Source organism: Candidatus Nomurabacteria bacterium (genome assembly GCA_023898625.1).
Taxonomy (GTDB): Bacteria; Patescibacteriota; Saccharimonadia; order Saccharimonadales; family JAGQNJ01; genus HK-STAS-PATE-36.
In genome coordinates this window covers 747,089-764,406 of record CP060231.1, presented here as the reverse complement: position 1 = coordinate 764,406, position 17,318 = coordinate 747,089, and the positions used below count along the sequence as shown (strand labels likewise).

Here is a 17,318-nt window from a genome sequence, read left to right as displayed (position 1 = left end):
TTAATTTATTTTGCTTTTTTTACTAAAAAGAATACGCTTGGACCAAAATATGTCTTAGCTAATGCTGATTGAAGAAATGTCTCTAGGGATAACATGACACTCTGAGGTACATATTTTTTTAATGTTGTTGATCGTAAGTTAGAGACTGACAATACTTTATCTACTTTTAATCCTGCATGGGCAAGTTGTTTGACTACGGTTTTGGGATTATGATTGACAAACGCAACTTCATCATCACGCTTGTTCTTGGCACTTCTGATATCAACCGGTTCAACGGGTAATTTCTTAAGTTTTAGCGCATGTTTAAGTCTATTTCGGCCGTGAGCATAGTTGGCCATCTCTAGTATTAAAACTCCATTATCGCTTAATACGCGGGCTAGCTCCTTAAACTCTGCTGAAGGATCTGGTAGATGATGCATAACTCGAATCATAGTTATTAAATCTACCGAGCTGTCTTTGAACTTTAAATCATCGGCTTGCATTTTTATCTGATGCACCTCTGGATAATCTTCAAGGTAATCTTTAGCAATATTCAGTTGCTGTTGACTAGGCTCTGCTAATGTAACGTCATCTGCATATTGCTGAAGCAGAATACATAATCGTCCATAACCACCTCCAATATCGACGGCCTTTTTGAAATGCTTATCTTTTAATAGTCGATGTATGGCCATTTCTTCAGAAGCATGCTCGTAATCGCGACCTTTCCAATATTTTAAGTAATTGTAGTTTCCGCTATCATATTGATCTGCTTTCTTTTTTGGATGTTTCGATTGTTCGATTGCTTTCTTACTATGTTTTGTCATACCAAAACAGTATATCAGTTTTTATTGATCTAGTTGAACAATGGCGTTATGGTTTTTACCACGCCTGATAATTGCATGGTGGCCATCAATAAAGTCAGCACTATTCCATGGTCGATCTTCGGACAGTGATACGCCATTTATATATAGACTCTTTTGCTGAATTTGCCTTCTTACCTCAGAATTTGATTGGATAAAACCATTTTCAACCAGTGATTTAGATATCAAAGAGTTAGAGTTTGTAGATATTAAGGGCAACTCTGTCTTCAAAACAACGAAGTCTTCAGATTTTAATAAAGAATAGTCGCTCGATCCAAACAGTACATCCGTTACGCGCACCACAGCATCTGCAGAGTCTTTGCCATGAACTAATTTAGTAACCTCATAGGCTAAGGTCTTCTGTGCCAGACGCTTTGACTTATCATTACTAAACTTTTGAATAATCTCATCGATTTGCTCTTTTGAAAGTTCAGTGTAGATTTTAAGATAATCTTCCACACCTTCGTCGTCAACATTCAGCCAAAATTGATACAACTGATATATTGACGTTCTTTCAGAATCTAGCCATACTGCACCAGCTTCACTTTTTCCAAACTTTTTTCCAGTAGCTTTATTGATAATAAGAGGGCATGTTAATACGTTAACCTCTGCTCCCTCAACACGCCTTACTAAGTCAACTCCAGATAATGAATTTCCCCACTGGTCGCTACCAGCTAACTGCAGAACAACCCCGTAATTCTTATATAAATACAAGAAATCATAACCCTGAAGAAGAGTATAACTAAATTCAGTATAGCTTATTCCGCTTCCTCCATCGCCTAGGCGTTTAGCAATATAATCTCTTTGGGTTAAAGGTGTCATACTAAAATGTTTGCCAACATCTCGTAAAAACTCTAAGACATTCATGTTGCTAAACCAATCAAGATTGTTAACGAATTCAATCTCACTCCCAAAAAGTTTGGCGATCTGCTTTGTTACTGAATCAACATTGTGAGTCACCTGGTCAACTGATTGCATTGGCCTTTCAGAATCTTTACCCCCTGGGTCTCCAATCAAACTGGTTGCCCCGCCCGACAAAATAACCGGTTGCCACCCGTGACGAATAAATACCTTATCCATCATAATTGCAGCTAAATTACCGATAGTTAACGAATCGACAGAAGCATCATAACCATGATAAAATTTCAGCTTTTTCTCATCTAAGATTTGTAGATTAGATATGGTGGTTTGATTGATAAAACCTCGCCACTTTAGTTCTTCTGATAATGTCATGATTACTATCATAATACAGATTGACAAATTTTTATAGGAGAACAAAACATTAAAATTATGGCTTTAATTATGGTTATTTTTGCTATAATATCTACATAACGATGAGGAATAGTACTTAAATGAAAACATCAAAACGTCGTGGGCGCGTTAATAAAAACGTATTTACTACAAGAAGTGGCAAAAGCGTAAAAGTAAACAGAAGCCTCTCACAGCGTGTTCAGGGGATGAAGGACAGCAAAGCATTACGCAAAGCTGAACGCTTAAGTGGCATGCCTAAATCTCGTTTTAAAAGATTCTTCTATCGATTACATCCTAAACGACTAGCAGCCTATTGGTTTAGCCGTGAAGGTGGGATAATGGCGCTCAAGATTGTTGGGCTGTCATTCATTGTCGGGTTTGTTCTGCTAGCTGGTATGTTTGCCTACTTTCGAAAGGATTTACCTAACCTTAAGGACATATCTGGCAATAATATTGGAGGAAGCATAAGATATTATGATAGAACAGGCCAAGTTTTATTATTTGAAGATTACGATGCTGTTAAACGAATACCTGTGGGAGAAAATGGCATCAATAAATACATGAAAGATGCCACTGTAGCCATAGAAGATCGTGATTTTTATAAGCATGGCGGATTCGATGTAAGAGGCATTATGCGTGCTGGGGTTAATAACGTCTTTGGACTCAGCGGTGGCCAACAAGGTGGTTCAACCATAACCCAACAACTTGTAAAGCTATCTCAGGATTGGACTAAAGACCAAACTTATACTCGTAAAGTTAAAGAGCTTATCTTGTCTGTTGAGTTAGAAAGAGAATATTCTAAGCAACAGATACTGGCTGGTTATCTAGACACTGCCCCTTACGGAGGGATTGAATACGGAGTTGAGGCAGCATCCAGAGATTATTTTGAAAAGTCAGCAAAAGACTTAACCTTAGATGAGGCGGCCATGCTTGCTACTATTCCAAAATCGCCAACCTACTATTCTCCGTATAGCAATAGCTTCGATAAAGATGCTTTTGTTGGTCGTCAGCACTATGTATTAGACCAAATGACTGATCAAGGAATGATAACTGCCGAGGAAAAAGAGGAAGCAAAAAAAGTTGACACAGTTGCCAAGGTCAAGCCTCGCAAACCTAAATATGATGGTATAAAATCACCCTGGTTTGTTTTGGCAGCCAAAGAGCAACTAGAACAGACTAGAGGACAAGACGCAGTAAAGAGGAGTGGATGGAAAGTGACTACTACTCTAGACCTTGATCTGCAACAAAAAGCCGAAGAGCAAGTTAGTAAAGGACTAAAACAAGTACGCCGACAAGGTGGGGATGTTGCTGCCTTTGCCGCAGAAGATGTTAAAACCGGGCAAATAGTTGCGCTGGTTGGAGGTAGTGACTTTAGTAATCCGGATTTTGGCCAAAACAATTATGCACGGATGCGCCTACCACCAGGATCCAGCTTTAAGCCATACGACTATACAACACTCATTGAAAACACCACCAATTCTGGAGCAGGTTCGGTATTATATGATACTCAAGGTCCAGTTGAAGGTTACCCCTGCACAAATAAACAACGTCCTCAGCAAGGTGGAAACTGTCTTTGGGACTATGATTTCAGATACCCTGGACCAACAACTATCCGCTATGGTCTAGCCGGATCACGAAACGTACCTGCCGTGAAAGCAATGCTTATTGCGGGCATAGATAAAACTATTCAAACTGCCGAAAAATTAGGTCTAAAAAGTGGTTATAAGTGCTACGCAGACGCAAGCCTAACAAAAGAATCTCAGTGCTATGCTTCATCTGCTATTGGTGACGGTGCATACTTACGACTAGATGAGCACGTCCACGGCTATGCATCTCTTTCTCGAAATGGGTTGAATATACCTCAAACTTATATACTCAAAATTGAAGATTCAAACAATAAAGTTGTCGATGAATGGAAGCCTAGCAAAGGCGAACAGGCCGTTAACCCAGAAGCAGCTTATATAATTTCGGACATTTTATCTGATCCAAACGCTAGCTACATGGCTACAAAGATCCAAAACTACAAAGGTCATAAGTTTTCTGTAAAAACTGGTACTACAAATGATTCCAAAGACGGTTGGATGATGGGGTATTCTACTCAGTATGCAGCTGGGGTGTGGGTCGGATACCATACTAGACAAAAAGATATGAGCGGATTTATGGAGAACATGACTTCCCCAATATGGAAGGGTTGGATGAATGCGGTACATGATAATCTAAAACCCGAAGAACGAGCTAAGCCTGCCGGGATTCAAACACTACCAGCTTATGTTCAGAGGACAAGTCCCGGTGGTCGAGCCCGTGTCCCTGGTCCGAATAATGATCTCTTCCCTTCTTGGTATAAGAATACTAAGAAAGCAACAACGGAAAAGCGAATTCTCGATCAAGTATCAGGTAAATTAGCCACAGACTGTACGCCACCGCGAGCAAAACAAGAAACTAGCGATAGCGGTGCTGATGCCTTCTCAAGTGATACACTACATGGCAATAGCTCATCAAGTGGATCCGGTAATGGCGACGATAAAGACGATGTCCATAAATGCGAAGACGTAAAACCAACTATCACCCTAACCGTACAAAAGAGTGGTGATCAGTACACCTTAGTCGCAACTGTAGTACAAGGTACTCACCCACTATCCGGTGATAAGTTCAAAGGAAACGTTACATTTACTGCTGATGGTCAACAGCTTGCCGGTGGTTCCTACGAAATTAGTGCTTCTGGTTCGGTCGTTTACCAAAACTATAAGCCAGCAAATGGAACTGCACCAACCATAACAGCAACAGTAACTGATAGTGTGCTGTACGATGCCAGCGACTCAAAAACTATAACGGCATCCTCCAACTCTTCACAATCATCAAACAACGGAAATTCACATAATAATCAATCGCCAAACCCATGGAATAATCACGATGATGATTAGAAACTAGTTAATTCGATTAACTTGATTTCAGGAATATATTAAGTGTGTCCTTTACATCACCTACAGTAATATGAAAATCATTTTTCTTTGTTACAGGACCAATTGTTCCCTCAAACCCTAGCTTCTTGGCTTCATCAATCCTTTTGTCGATGAATGGTACATGACGAACCTCGCCAGACAGTCCAACCTCACCAAAGACAACACAGTTTTTTTTAAGAGTTAGTCCTCTAGAGGCAGAACCAATCGCCATGCATATTGCTAAATCACTTGCCGGCTCCTGAATCTTGATCCCGCCGACAATATTCACATAGATGTCTTTGTCTGATAGATTCAACTTTGTACGTCTTTCTAGCATTGCCACTAAAACATTTAGTCTACTTAAGTCTAGGCCACTAGTTGCCCTTTTTGGATACCCAAAGCTTGTTTTGTTAACTAGCGCCTGGACTTCGACTAGGATTGGGCGTGACCCTTCCATTGTCGCTAGAACTATTGATCCATCCGTTATTCGCCTTTGGGCCAGTAATGCTTTCGATGGATTATCTATCGGTTGGAGACCATAGTCCATCATGTCAAACAAAACAGTCTCATTGGTCGATCCATAACGATTTTTTACGCTCCTAAGCACCTTGAATCCACCATATCTATCCCCTTCTAGTTGAAATACTGCGTCAACAATATGTTCAAGGATTTTTGGTCCAGCTATTGTGCCTTCTTTGGTAACATGACCAACGATTATCAAGCTAGTTGATGTTTGCTTAGCGCAATTCATTAACTGGTGAGTACTATTAGTTATTTGACTAACACTGCCTGGAGATGATCCAACACCTAAACATTGAAGAGTTTGTATTGAGTCTACCACTACGAGTTTGTATCCACCCACCTTGATTAATTCGACTATCTCCTCGGTGACATTTCCCGAAACAATCTTAACCTTATCACTGTTAACACCAAGACGTTTTGCTCTAATTCCAACCTGGTGGGCAGATTCCTCACCACTAACATACAACACTGAGTGATTCTGTTTTGCAAAAGCATCGCATACCTGCATTAACAGTGTACTCTTACCAATACCGGGCTCTCCAGCAAAAAGCATCACCGCACCCTTAACTATTCCTCCACCCAAAATTCTATCTAGCTCCCCAAACTTCAGTGGGTATCGCTCCTCTTTATCGGCTATCACCTCTGATATAGGCTGAGGTTTGAGGCTTTGTACTACATTTTTGTTGGTTCCAGCAACCGATACTATTATATCTTCCTCCAGCCTATTCCATTCTCCACACGCATGACATTTACCTGACCAAGCCTGCGAAACAGCCCCACAATTTGAACAAATATACCTCTTTGTTGTCTTTGCCATAACTTTAGTCTATCAGATAATTAAAAACTTTGTGGTCGGCTGTCTATTGAGTTTGCTAAATCTTGCATCTCTCCTGCGATATTATTACGAGATTGGACGATTTGATTATAGGTGTTTATATCGTTATCGACCTTATGTACCAGTACATTATATGAACCAACATTGGCATTAAAACCAGGCACCGCATTATTATATTCGGCTATTCTATTTTGGCTTATCAGGCTATCTAGTCTATTTTTTTCAGCCTTTAATGCATTCAACTGCAGATTTAACTCATTTTTACCAGCATCTATCGAGCCTTTTAACTCTGCTAGCTGTTTGTCGTAATTTGCAACTTGTTGTTGCCGATTAGTAAATTCAGCTTCGTAATGATTTGAATATCTAACCACTGCTTGACGATCAGTAAAATACTGTTTGTAGTAATTTTCCAATTCCGGCGAAAGATCGCTTACTTCTGTTGCTAATATAGAATGAAGTTCGTTTGATACAACCGAAGGATCCTGAGAGCGATATTTTTCGACATTGTCTTTAATTCTTTGATTGGTTAATTTATCATATTCAGCTTCTGTTAGCGCATCGACATGTCTTTGCTCAGACAAGGATAGCCTATCGTAGGCAGCATGTAGCATTTCATGGGCAGCGGTTACTTGCTTGACTCCAGCAAGTCGTTGATCTGTTATATTAAAAATGTAGATACCCTTACCAGGGATATAACATCCGATAACAATAGAAGTTTCTTGGCTACATGCCTGATTAAATTGTGAAGCCTGAGCAATATCAGGATGATTTACATAAAATATTCGACGAGCATGAGAAGTCATAGTAGTTTCATCAGCCAACGATGCTACTTCCTGGGGTGGAGTATAATTGCGTAACACCCACCAGTCATAGATATCTTCTCTTGCAAACCAAGTTATTAATATTGCACCTATTAAAACTAACGTAACAAGTAGGCTAGCGATCCGACGCGCGAACTTCATATACATTAATTATATATCACTAAAGCTTAAATTAGCTATTCAGATATTACAGAATATGCTAGTTCACGATTCTTGGTGCCGACCTCAACTATCGACCCTTTGTCGTATGAACCCTTAATCAACTCTACAGCGATATGATCCTCAAGAGTATCTTGTAAAAGTCTGCGCATTGGCCTTACGCCGTTTAGTGAATCATAACCATGATTTAATAAATAATTTCGAGCAGATGTAGTTAGTTTTACGCTTATGCCCTGTTTTGCTAGACGATTCTTGAGCTCGTTCACTTGTAAATCTAATATTTTGGAAATATTGTTTTTTGTTAAAGCCCTAAATACAATAATCTTATCGATACGATTTAGTAACTCTGGGCGCATCATCTTCTTAAGCTGATCAAGAACTTTATCCTTGTTTGATTCATGGAGTTTGTCTAAATCACTTAAATCAATCTTGCTATTTGCATCAAAACCTAGAGAAACTTCTTTTTGGAGTTTGTCAGCACCGATGTTACTAGTCATTATCACAATAGTATTTGTAAAATCAATCTTACGGCCTTTTGAGTCTGTCAAATGCCCATCTTCAAGTAGTTGCAATAACATATTCAATACATCGGGGTGAGCTTTCTCGATCTCGTCAAACAAAACCACACTGTACGGTTGACGACGTATCTTGTCTGTCAATTGACCTCCATCATCGTACCCTACATATCCAGCCGGGGCTCCCACTAAACGAGATACATTATGATGTTCGCCAAACTCGCTCATGTCGATTTTTACTAAAGCAGATTCTGAGCCAAAAAACTCTCGAGCCAATACCCTAGCAAGTTCGGTCTTGCCAACCCCAGTAGGACCCAAGAATACAAAAGATCCAATGGGACGCTTGGCACTGCTTACACCCGATCGGTTTCGTCGTACAGCCCTAGAAACAGCATGAACTGCTTCTTCTTGACCAATTACAAAACGCGATAAATTACTTTCTAGATTGAGCAAATATTTAGCTTCTGACCTAATTACTTTTTGCACAGGAACACCTGTTATTCGTGCCACAATCTCAGCAACGTCATCGCTTGTCATTGTAAGCTCATTAACGCTTTTTGATGCTGATTGCAACTTCTTTAACTCATCGTCAATTTGGCTAACACGTTGCTTAAACTGCGCCGCCTTTTCGTAATCCTCATTATCTACGGCATCATCAATTTTAGAATTCACAAGTTTAAGTTCATTTTTTAAGCGTCGCACCTCTGGTGGTGTTCTGCCTTTGTCTATTCGCAGATGTGCTGCAGTTTCATCAAGTAGATCAATAGCTTTGTCTGGCATAAACCTGTCATTTATATATCGATCTGCCAGATTAACAGTATCTTCTATAACTTCATCAGGAATCTTTACATTATGAAAAGATTCATAGTGCTTACGTAGCCCCTTTAATATCGCTACAGTTTCTGAAAGATTAGTTTGCGGAACCTGTACCGGTTGAAATCGCCTCTCTAAAGCACTGTCCTTTTCAATATACTTAGTATATTCATCTGTGGTTGTTGCACCGATAACCTGAACTTTGCCTCGAGCAAGAGCTGGCTTTAATATATTGCCGGCATCAAGTGAGCCTTCTGCCGAACCCGCCCCTACAATCAAGTGTACCTCATCAATAAAGATAATCGTTTTTTTATCATTTTCGAGTTCTTGCATGACCTTTTTTAAGCGTTCTTCAAATTCACCTCTATATTTTGTTCCGGCAATCATACTTGTCAAATCCAACATAACAATTCGCTTGTCTAGCAAGGTATCCGGCACATCCTCATTAACAATTCTCTGAGCTAAGCCTTCTACTATAGCAGTCTTTCCTACGCCAGGTTCGCCAATTAATACTGGGTTATTTTTTGTTCGTCGGTTTAAAATTGTAATGACTCGCCTAATCTGTGCTTCGCGCCCAATCACTGGGTCTAGCTTCCCTTGTTTTGCTAACCGAGTAAGATCTGTCCCGAAAAAATCGAGTGCAGTCTTTCGCCTTTGCTTTGTACGTACACGTCCTCCACTCGGATTTGCTGAATCTTCATATTGTTGCCTATTCAAAAATTGTTCCAGGCCATTTATTAAGTTATCGACATTTGTATTCATATCTCGAAGCAAAACAGTTGCTCTAGAGTTCTTCTGGCTTAGGATACTATAAAGAATATGCTCTGTACCACAAAACTCTTGGCTGTAATCCTGAGCTGTTTCGTAAGCCATTTTTAATGTCAGCTTTGCTGTTTCGCTCAAACCTTTGGCGCCCATATTTATGACAGTGGCTTTTGGTGTCAGATTTAAGGCAAGTCTAGCCCTATCGAGTGTTACTCCGCTATCTTGTAACATTTTTGCGCCGATAGATGCTTCTTGTGCCAATATACCCAAAAGAATATGCTGTGTTCCAACATACGGACTACCTGAAGCACGAGCAATACCGTCAGCTTGCTGTAAGCTTCGCAGAGCATTTTCGGTTAAATGATTCAGGATCTCTTGAAAATCAGATGAATTTGGTGGCATTTTTTAGTTATACCCTCGTTAAATTATATGTAGCGCAAAATCGCTGTTTTTAGTATAACTAAATTAGCACTCGCAAGTCAAGAGTGCTAATTACTTTCTTCGCCGTGTTCTTCTATTGCCTCTAGTAAACTACTCTCGAGTTCACTTTTCTTCTTTAACTTTGGTGGTTGTTTGGGCTCTTCTTTGATTTCCTTCTGCTCTTCCTTTGTTCCTACGATGTCGATTTCATAACCAGTAAGTTTACTAGCAAGTCTAACATTTTGACCACTTTTACCAATTGCAATACTTAACTGATCTTCGGGCACCTTTACTGTAGCTTTTTTGCGTCCCTCGTCAATATCTACACTACTGACCTTTGTTGGACTTAATGCATTAATAATATACTCTTTCGTGGAATCGTCCCAAATAACAATATCAATTTTTTCTTGCTCGCCAACTTCACTCATCACAGCATTTACACGAGTTCCATGACCACCAACAAATGTTCCTACCGGATCTACACCTTGAACAGTACTTGAAACTGCGATTTTACTGCGAACCCCTGCCTCTCTAGCAATACCCTTAATTTCAACAGCACCGCTTTCCATTTCTGGAACCTCTGCCCTGAACAACCATTCAATAAATTCACTATTTCCCCGTGACAAAACTAGCTGTGGCCCTCTTAAGCCACGTTCTACGTCTTTTAAGAATACTTTTAATCTTTGCCCTGGATAGTAGTGTTCACCTTGAATCTGCTCACTTGCTGGTAAAATTCCTTGTGCCTTTCCAAGATCAACACGAATCAAACGACCCTCTATCCTGGCCACAATACCATTAAGGATTGTTCCAATTTTGTCTTGATATTCGTTGACAATAATTTCTCTTTCAGCTTCACGTAAACGCTGTAATATAACTTGTTTGGCTGTCTGAGCTGCGACTCGTCCAAATGTTGAAACATCTTGATGTAGCTCTAGTGTGTCGCCAACTGCAATATTCTTGCGAATAGCTTGAGCCTTGGTCAATGAAATTTCGGTTTGCTCATCTTCTACTTTATCGACAACGGTTTTAGTGACGTATGCATCAACATCACCTGTGTGTAAATTTACACTAACTCTTACTTCTTGCTCTCTGTCCCCGTAATCTTTTTTGTAAGCAGCCGCGAGTGCTTGTTCGACTATTTCTTGCACTGTCTCTTCTGGCAAGTTCTTCTCTTCTGCGATAGCTCTTAGTGCTATAGCCATTTGTTTTACATCTAAATCCATATTTCTACCTTTCTTAACTAAACTATGAAAAAAGCCGACCTGTCGGTCGACGTTTACAACAAACATTATAACTTAAAAAAACTCCTGCTGTCAAAAGTAAATCAATTCGATGACTGCATTTATGATACTCTATAACAATGAGCAAAAAATTACGACATCTCTACGAACAGTTTCAACCGAATAACTATCAACTAACTCTAGATATTGATAAAACAAACTTAAAATTTAAGGGTGTGGTTGTTATTACTGGGAAAAAAGTTGGCAGACCTAGTCAAAGGATTACATTGCATCAAAGAGATTTACGCATAACGTCTGCTAAAGTCATAAAACACAACAAAAACGAGGATCAAGAAATCGAACTTTCTAGAATACTGTGTCACAAATCTTATGACGAAGTACGGTTACACTCTAAAGATCAACTATACGCAGGAAATTATACACTGGAACTAGAGTTTGAAGGCCAAATTACTGACAGCATGTTGGGTATATATCCATCGAAATTTGAGTATGAGGGTAAGGCTCAAACAATCATCGCTACTCAATTCGAAAGTCACTATGCTCGAGAGGCCTTCCCTTGTATCGACGAACCAATTGCCAAAGCAACTTTTGACCTAACCTTAACAACAGATAGTAAAGATGTAGTACTGTCTAATACTCCGGTCTCTAAACAAAAAACAATTGCAAATCGCACCACAACAATCTTTGAAACTACCCCAAAAATGTCTACTTATTTGCTTGCATTTGTCACTGGCCCTATGCACAGCGTTGAAAGCAAAACAAAAGACGGTGTTATAGTTCGTACTTGGTCCAGTTTAGCAAGACCAAAAAAAGAGCTACGCTACTCTGTTGATGAAGCAGTGAGAGTGCTGGAGTTTTTCACAGCATATTTTGGAGTAAAGTATCCTCTTAAGAAATGTGATCAGGTAGCATTACCAGATTTTGATGCTGGCGCTATGGAAAACTGGGGACTAATCACTTATAGGGAAGTTGCTCTGCTTAGCGATCCAGACAACCCATCAATAAGTAGCGAGCAATATATCTCCCTAGTAATTGCTCATGAACTATCTCATCAGTGGTTCGGCAATCTGGTAACTATGAAATGGTGGGACGATCTCTGGTTGAATGAAAGTTTCGCCAGCATCATGGAGCATATCGCACTAGATGAACTGCATCCTAGTTGGCGACAATGGGAGTTCTACACGTCAACAGATGTCATTACAACTTCTAATCGAGATATCTATAAAGATATTCAGCCTGTTGGTGTTAAGGTAACCGACCCAGAATTAATAGACACCCTCTTTGATCCGAGTATTGTTTATGCCAAGGGTGGTAGACTTCTGAAAATGTTACGCGAATACATCGGAGAAGAGGCCTTCAGAAAAGGATTAAACACATACTTCAAAAAACACGCCTATAGCAATACTTCTCGCGAGGATCTGTGGGAGGCTTTCTCTAAATCTAGCAACAAAAACATATCTAAACTCATGACGCCCTGGATTGAACAATCTGGTATGCCAGTGGTTAAAATTAATCATCAAAACAATATCATTAGCTTATCTCAGAAAAGATTCGTTCTAGATGAGGCTACGAATGGCACCCTATGGCCTATTCCACTACTTGCTAACGAAAATCTTTCTCATGAACTACTAAGCAAGCCAGCCCAGAATATTAACCATCTTAAGAACTCGCCAATTTTGTTAAATATTAATGGTAGTGGTCACTACTTCGTTGAATACGAAGACCAAGAAGATCAAGAATTTCTAGCTAGTTCAATCGCCAACATGACCGTTGATGCCGTTACTAGGATTAATCTCATTAATGATAGTTTATTATTGGCAAGAGGAGGAACTCATTCACTTCTAACTACCGTCAAATTAATATCTGATTGCCATAAAGAAGATCGCGATAGTGTTTGGGCGCTTATTAGCAGAACATTAGGATACGTACTCCAGTTAACCGAAGGTCATCAGGCTACCGAAGATGCGCTAAAAAAGCTCCGCATTCGGCTTGCTCGCGATTGGTACAAAAAACTGGGCTGGGATGATCAACCCAGAGATAACCCTAACACCAAGCAGTTACGCCATACAATGATTGCCTACATGATAGCCGGAGAGCATAAGCCAGCGATAAGTGAAGCTCTAGGCAAATACAACCAAGTTTCATCAATAACCGATATTGATGCTGAAATTAGACCAACAATTTTAAGTTCGGCAGTTCGTTATGGATCTCCTGATGTAATCGATAAATTAATCAATGAATATCAACAAGCCAGTTCTGAGGTTCAAACCGATATTACCAGTGGGCTGTCGAGTACCAAAGACCCCAAAGTCGCACACAAAGTAATATCTAAAGCACTCGGCCAAGACGGCTTTGTCCGACCACAAGATATTATGCGCTGGATGGCCATGTTTTTGCGCAATCGTCACACCCGAGAAACTATATGGGAATTTATGGAACAAAACTGGTTATGGTTTGAAGAAACACTATCTAAAAGTAAAGCTTTCGATTTCTTGCCTGTGTATACCGCAAATGCTATGAATGATGAAAAGTGGCAAAAACGTTACCACGAGTTTTTTGAACCAAAGCTTGATAACAAAACATTAGAACGCAACATCAAAATTGGTTTTGCAGATATTGAGGCTCGTGTTGCCTGGCGCAAGAGAGACCGTCAAAAGATTATTGATTATTTCAAATTACAGCACTAATCCATACCCTTATCGGTTGCCATAGATATCCAGAACGACGTTGTCAATCTGAAATTCCTCCCCACTCATTTCGATTGCGCCAAGCTGATAATCACCTCGCCAATTATTTGTTTGCACCCACATCTCTGCACTAAAAGCCATTTGAGAAAGCTTTTTAGAGGTAATATAATCTAGTCCGGCACCCTGGTTGTGAGTGCGCCGATATTTTACTTCAAAAAAATAGATCGCTCCGTTTTGTTTAGCTACGACGTCAATCTCGCATTTAGGAGTCTTCCAGTTTGTTTCGATTATCTGATAACCATGGCCTTTCAGGTACTGACTAGCGACTTGTTCGGCGTAATGCCCAGTAGAATAGTTAGTCATTTATCATTCCCTTCATTGGCGCAAAGGATCGCCTATGAATTTTTGTCAATCCAAAAACTTTAAGAGCTTGCCGATGCTTTTGAGTTCCGTAACCTACGTTTTTCTCAAAGTAATATTTAGGATATTTGTGTGACTCAAGCAACATATATCTATCGCGCACAACTTTAGCAAAAACACTAGCTACACTTACTTCATTAATAACGTTATCCGCCTTTACTAAAAATGTCGTATTGGTATACTCCTCCGGGCAATAATTGATATTACCGTCCATAATAATCTTTTCGTTTAGTTCAGCTTTAAGATTTTTGAGTGCCCTTTCAACCCCTAGGCGCATGGCATTACTCAACCCCAATTGGTCAATTTCATCGGCAGATACCCAACCTTCACCAAATTCGTAATACATAGCAAAAGTTTTGAATAATTCTTCACGACCTTTCCTTGTTAACATCTTGGAATCCTTGCATGCAATAGTATGGCCTGACTTACGTCGCGACCCCACAACTAACAAAGGCCCTGCCCATGCACCCCTGCCGACTTCATCTATTCCAATCATCACATATATACTATCAAAAGATCACCATATCGGTGATCTTGATTTATGGCAATTTAGGTTTATTTAGTCTTTTGCTTCTGTATTATCAGTTGAATTAGAATCTTGTTTGTCTTCAGTCTTAGGTTGTTCGGCGGGTTTTTCTTCAATTTTATTGACGGCCTCTTTGTCAAAATCTACGCCAGTTAAACGAGCAGATTTACCTGTTAGCTTGCGCATATAGGTTAAGTAATTTCTGCGAACTTTACTTCTTTTAACAACCTCTACCTTTACTACTAACGGCGAATGAAGAAGATAGCTTTTCTCTACGCCAATACCACCACTTGCCCGACGAACAGTAATTCGTGAGGTATGGCTATTTTTTCGATCTGTTCGGATTACCAAGCCTTCAAAAACCTGAATTCGTTCTTTGTTGCCTTCTTTAATCTTTTGATGAACACGTACTGTATCGCCAGAACGTACATCAACTACTTGATGTTTCTTATATTTTTCTTCAATTTTCTGAATTACTGATTGCATAAGACCTTATTGTACACTATTTATTTACTCACATCAACACTATTACCGATATTACACCTTAAGAGATACGTATTCTAGATAATATTTAGGTCTGGTCTGGCTTGGCGGAGAGCTTCTTTTCAGTGCTAGCTAGATTGTACAAATAGACGTCTCCACCAATACTATTTGGCAAGGTTAGTCCTTCGGCGCTGGTCAGGCCAGAGAGATTAAGACCTCCACCAATATTGTTTGGCAGAGTTAGTCCTTCGGCGCTGGTCAGGTTAGAGAGAATAAGGTCTTCACCAATACTGTTTGGCAGAGTTAGTCCTTCGGCGCTGGTTAGGTTATAGAGATAAAGACCTCCACCAACACTATTTGGCAAGGTTAGTCCTTCGGCGCTGGTCAGGTTAGAGAGAATAAGGTCTCCACCAACACTGTTTGTCAAAGTTAGTCCTTCGGCGTTGGTTAGGTTATAGAGATCAAGGTTTCCACTAATACTACTTGGCAAAGTTAGTCCTTCGGCGCTGGTCAGGCTAGATAGATCAAGGTTTCCATAATGGTAAACGATTGGTTGTTCTGGTGTTCCACTAAGGGCTTCTTCTTGGGTTAAGCTAATTTGTTGTGGTGGTACACCTAGAATGTTAGAAAGATCCATGCGAGTGTCTCTGTCTTGTAGTAGTTGTTCGATTCTTGGGTCTTTTTCATAGCCAAAGCCATTAATTGGATTGTCTATTTCGTAGAGGAATCTTAGGTCCTCTGTTGTTAGTTCACTACCACCGGCCTTACGTTCATCGATTTCGGTGAGTCGCTTCATATCGCTAGCTTTCTTTTGGTATTGTTCACCGTCTGGGAATTCTTGCATCTTTTCGCTTACCACATCAGCAATGAATGGATCTATTTCTTGGTCGGGGGCTATGCCTCTTACTTCGGCTATAGAGCTATCTTGCATCCTAATAGCTACTCTAGGTATTGTTGGGTTACCGTCTTGGTCAATAGAATAGTAAACATAGAAGTCACCTGTAGATAGTTGATTCCTGGCAGTTTCTATACCTGCTGTGCACCACTCTAGGGGGTGACCTTCTAGGCTATCTACTAAGGGTTGGGCATCACTACCTTGATCATACTTAACCCATTGTCCTCTGGTTTCTCTAAGTCCTTCAGTTGAATAGGCTGGTAGTTCAGATAAGAACTGAGCATACAACTTAGAGAAGCTTTCAGAAGATACTAGTTGAGCAAAGTCACTGTCGTTTAGCTTAGTACTAGTATTGTCGATTGGCTGTCTTTCTTTCTTAGGTATTCCTCTTTGGCTAGCCTTAGCTTCAATAGCTGAAAGGGTTAAAGCTAGAGCTCTGGGGTTGAGTGGTGGGAATGGAGATACAGTATCTTCTGTTCGTCTAGCAAAGCGAGTTGTTTCGTGTTCTACTCCATGTTCATCAGTTGTTGTGTTCTTTTCTAGTTTGCCCATTTTAGTAATGCTAGTAAATGCCCAGTACTTAAGCCACATTGGGTAGACAGCATCAGGACTGGAAAGATAGTCTACCCAACGATCTAGGCTTTCTTCTTGGTTAGAGATAATTTCTTTTGTTTTAGCTTGTCTGAACTCATCGGTTATTGGTATATCACCATAACCCATATTCCTGGCTATTTGAGCTTCTAGTGCAAAGGCAGACTCTGGAACTTGCTCTGGCTTGATAACATATTGTCTATGGTAACTATTCTTAATACGTTCTAGTACTCTTGGGTCATCACGATGACCTTGATGAGTACGTTCTAGTACTTTCATCCAGTCATCTATTTTATCTATAGGCTTGGTGTGTACTTCTGAATCTAGTTCGTGAGCTGGAATAGTACTTACAGCTTCAGACTCAGTTATATCTTCTGGTAGAAAGGAATCCTCTAGATCATGGCTTAGTCTTCTAGCTCTTCTTATTTGTTCTTGATTGACTGGGTCTGATTGATGTAGTGTACTGTATTGCTGATGGAGGAATTGAGCACCTTGGCGAGATAAATGATTTTCTGACATTAGGTATATATTAGCATGGGGAGAGATACATAATTCATTTTTACAATTAAATTCATTTGCTGATATTTAATAAACTC

Annotated in this window: 12 protein-coding genes; 2 read left to right on the top strand and 10 right to left on the bottom strand. The window is 39.9% G+C overall.

The features are described from left to right. Positions 1–5 precede the first annotated feature (5 nt). Positions 6–803, bottom strand: coding sequence for a class I SAM-dependent methyltransferase (locus H6793_03830; GenBank protein ID USN95429.1), 798 nt, complete (start codon positions 801–803; stop codon positions 6–8). Between the two features lie 21 nt (positions 804–824). Beyond that, a complete protein-coding gene (locus H6793_03825; protein USN95428.1) occupies positions 825–2,072 on the bottom strand; it encodes a tyrosine--tRNA ligase in 1,248 nt (415 codons plus the stop codon). Between the two features lie 119 nt (positions 2,073–2,191). Here H6793_03825 and H6793_03820 point away from each other — a divergent pair, with 119 nt between their 5' ends. Then, the gene (locus tag H6793_03820) at positions 2,192–5,011 is read left to right on the top strand and encodes a penicillin-binding protein (protein USN95427.1); all 2,820 of its coding nucleotides are present in this window, start codon (positions 2,192–2,194) and stop codon (positions 5,009–5,011) included. 16 nt (positions 5,012–5,027) lie between these two features. On the opposite strand, the gene radA is transcribed toward H6793_03820, so the two are convergent. The 4 genes from radA to nusA form a co-directional block, all read right to left on the bottom strand. Further along, positions 5,028–6,368, bottom strand: coding sequence for a DNA repair protein RadA (radA, locus tag H6793_03815; protein USN95426.1), 1,341 nt, complete (start codon positions 6,366–6,368; stop codon positions 5,028–5,030). 20 nt (positions 6,369–6,388) lie between these two features. After that, the gene (locus H6793_03810) at positions 6,389–7,348 is read right to left on the bottom strand and encodes a hypothetical protein (protein USN95425.1); all 960 of its coding nucleotides are present in this window, start codon (positions 7,346–7,348) and stop codon (positions 6,389–6,391) included. A gap of 35 nt (positions 7,349–7,383) precedes the next feature. Continuing rightward, positions 7,384–9,861 carry an ATP-dependent Clp protease ATP-binding subunit gene (locus tag H6793_03805; protein USN95424.1) on the bottom strand — a complete coding sequence of 826 codons (2,478 nt, stop codon included), beginning with the start codon at positions 9,859–9,861 and terminating at the stop codon, positions 7,384–7,386. Positions 9,862–9,947: 86 nt separating this feature from the next. After that, complete coding sequence (gene nusA / locus H6793_03800; protein ID USN95423.1) at positions 9,948–11,102, bottom strand: transcription termination/antitermination protein NusA; 1,155 nt, start codon at positions 11,100–11,102, stop codon at positions 9,948–9,950. Between the two features lie 137 nt (positions 11,103–11,239). Here nusA and H6793_03795 point away from each other — a divergent pair, with 137 nt between their 5' ends. After that, positions 11,240–13,807 (top strand): M1 family metallopeptidase, encoded by a 2,568-nt coding sequence (locus H6793_03795; GenBank protein USN95422.1) that lies wholly within the window; start codon positions 11,240–11,242, stop codon positions 13,805–13,807. 9 nt (positions 13,808–13,816) lie between these two features. Here the strand turns inward: H6793_03795 and H6793_03790 are convergent, their stop codons facing one another. The 4 genes from H6793_03790 to H6793_03775 all read right to left on the bottom strand — a co-directional run bounded on the left by H6793_03790 (position 13,817) and on the right by H6793_03775 (position 17,241). Beyond that, complete coding sequence (locus H6793_03790) at positions 13,817–14,170, bottom strand: YraN family protein (GenBank protein USN95421.1); 354 nt, start codon at positions 14,168–14,170, stop codon at positions 13,817–13,819. Beyond that, complete coding sequence (locus H6793_03785; protein USN95420.1) at positions 14,163–14,723, bottom strand: ribonuclease HII; 561 nt, start codon at positions 14,721–14,723, stop codon at positions 14,163–14,165. Before H6793_03785 ends, H6793_03790 begins: the two co-directional genes overlap by 8 nt. A 63-nt stretch (positions 14,724–14,786) precedes the next feature. Further along, positions 14,787–15,239, bottom strand: a complete 453-nt coding sequence (gene rplS / locus H6793_03780; protein USN95419.1) for a 50S ribosomal protein L19 — start codon at positions 15,237–15,239, stop codon at positions 14,787–14,789. An 85-nt stretch (positions 15,240–15,324) separates the two neighbouring features. Continuing rightward, positions 15,325–17,241, bottom strand: coding sequence for a hypothetical protein (locus H6793_03775; protein USN95418.1), 1,917 nt, complete (start codon positions 17,239–17,241; stop codon positions 15,325–15,327). Between the last annotated feature and the right edge of the window lie 77 nt (positions 17,242–17,318).

Excerpts from the sequence above, each read along its gene's own strand:
- H6793_03830 (USN95429.1), bottom strand. The coding sequence starts at position 803 with ATGACAAAACATAGTAAGAAAGCAATCGAACAATCGAAACATCCAAAA.
- H6793_03825 (USN95428.1), bottom strand. The coding sequence starts at position 2,072 with ATGACATTATCAGAAGAACTAAAGTGGCGAGGTTTTATCAATCAAACC.
- H6793_03820 (USN95427.1), top strand. The coding sequence starts at position 2,192 with ATGAAAACATCAAAACGTCGTGGGCGCGTTAATAAAAACGTATTTACT.
- radA (USN95426.1), bottom strand. The coding sequence starts at position 6,368 with ATGGCAAAGACAACAAAGAGGTATATTTGTTCAAATTGTGGGGCTGTT.
- H6793_03810 (USN95425.1), bottom strand. The coding sequence starts at position 7,348 with ATGAAGTTCGCGCGTCGGATCGCTAGCCTACTTGTTACGTTAGTTTTA.
- H6793_03805 (USN95424.1), bottom strand. The coding sequence starts at position 9,861 with ATGCCACCAAATTCATCTGATTTTCAAGAGATCCTGAATCATTTAACC.
- nusA (USN95423.1), bottom strand. The coding sequence starts at position 11,102 with ATGGATTTAGATGTAAAACAAATGGCTATAGCACTAAGAGCTATCGCA.
- H6793_03795 (USN95422.1), top strand. The coding sequence starts at position 11,240 with ATGAGCAAAAAATTACGACATCTCTACGAACAGTTTCAACCGAATAAC.
- H6793_03790 (USN95421.1), bottom strand. The coding sequence starts at position 14,170 with ATGACTAACTATTCTACTGGGCATTACGCCGAACAAGTCGCTAGTCAG.
- H6793_03785 (USN95420.1), bottom strand. The coding sequence starts at position 14,723 with ATGATTGGAATAGATGAAGTCGGCAGGGGTGCATGGGCAGGGCCTTTG.
- rplS (USN95419.1), bottom strand. The coding sequence starts at position 15,239 with ATGCAATCAGTAATTCAGAAAATTGAAGAAAAATATAAGAAACATCAA.
- H6793_03775 (USN95418.1), bottom strand. The coding sequence starts at position 17,241 with ATGTCAGAAAATCATTTATCTCGCCAAGGTGCTCAATTCCTCCATCAG.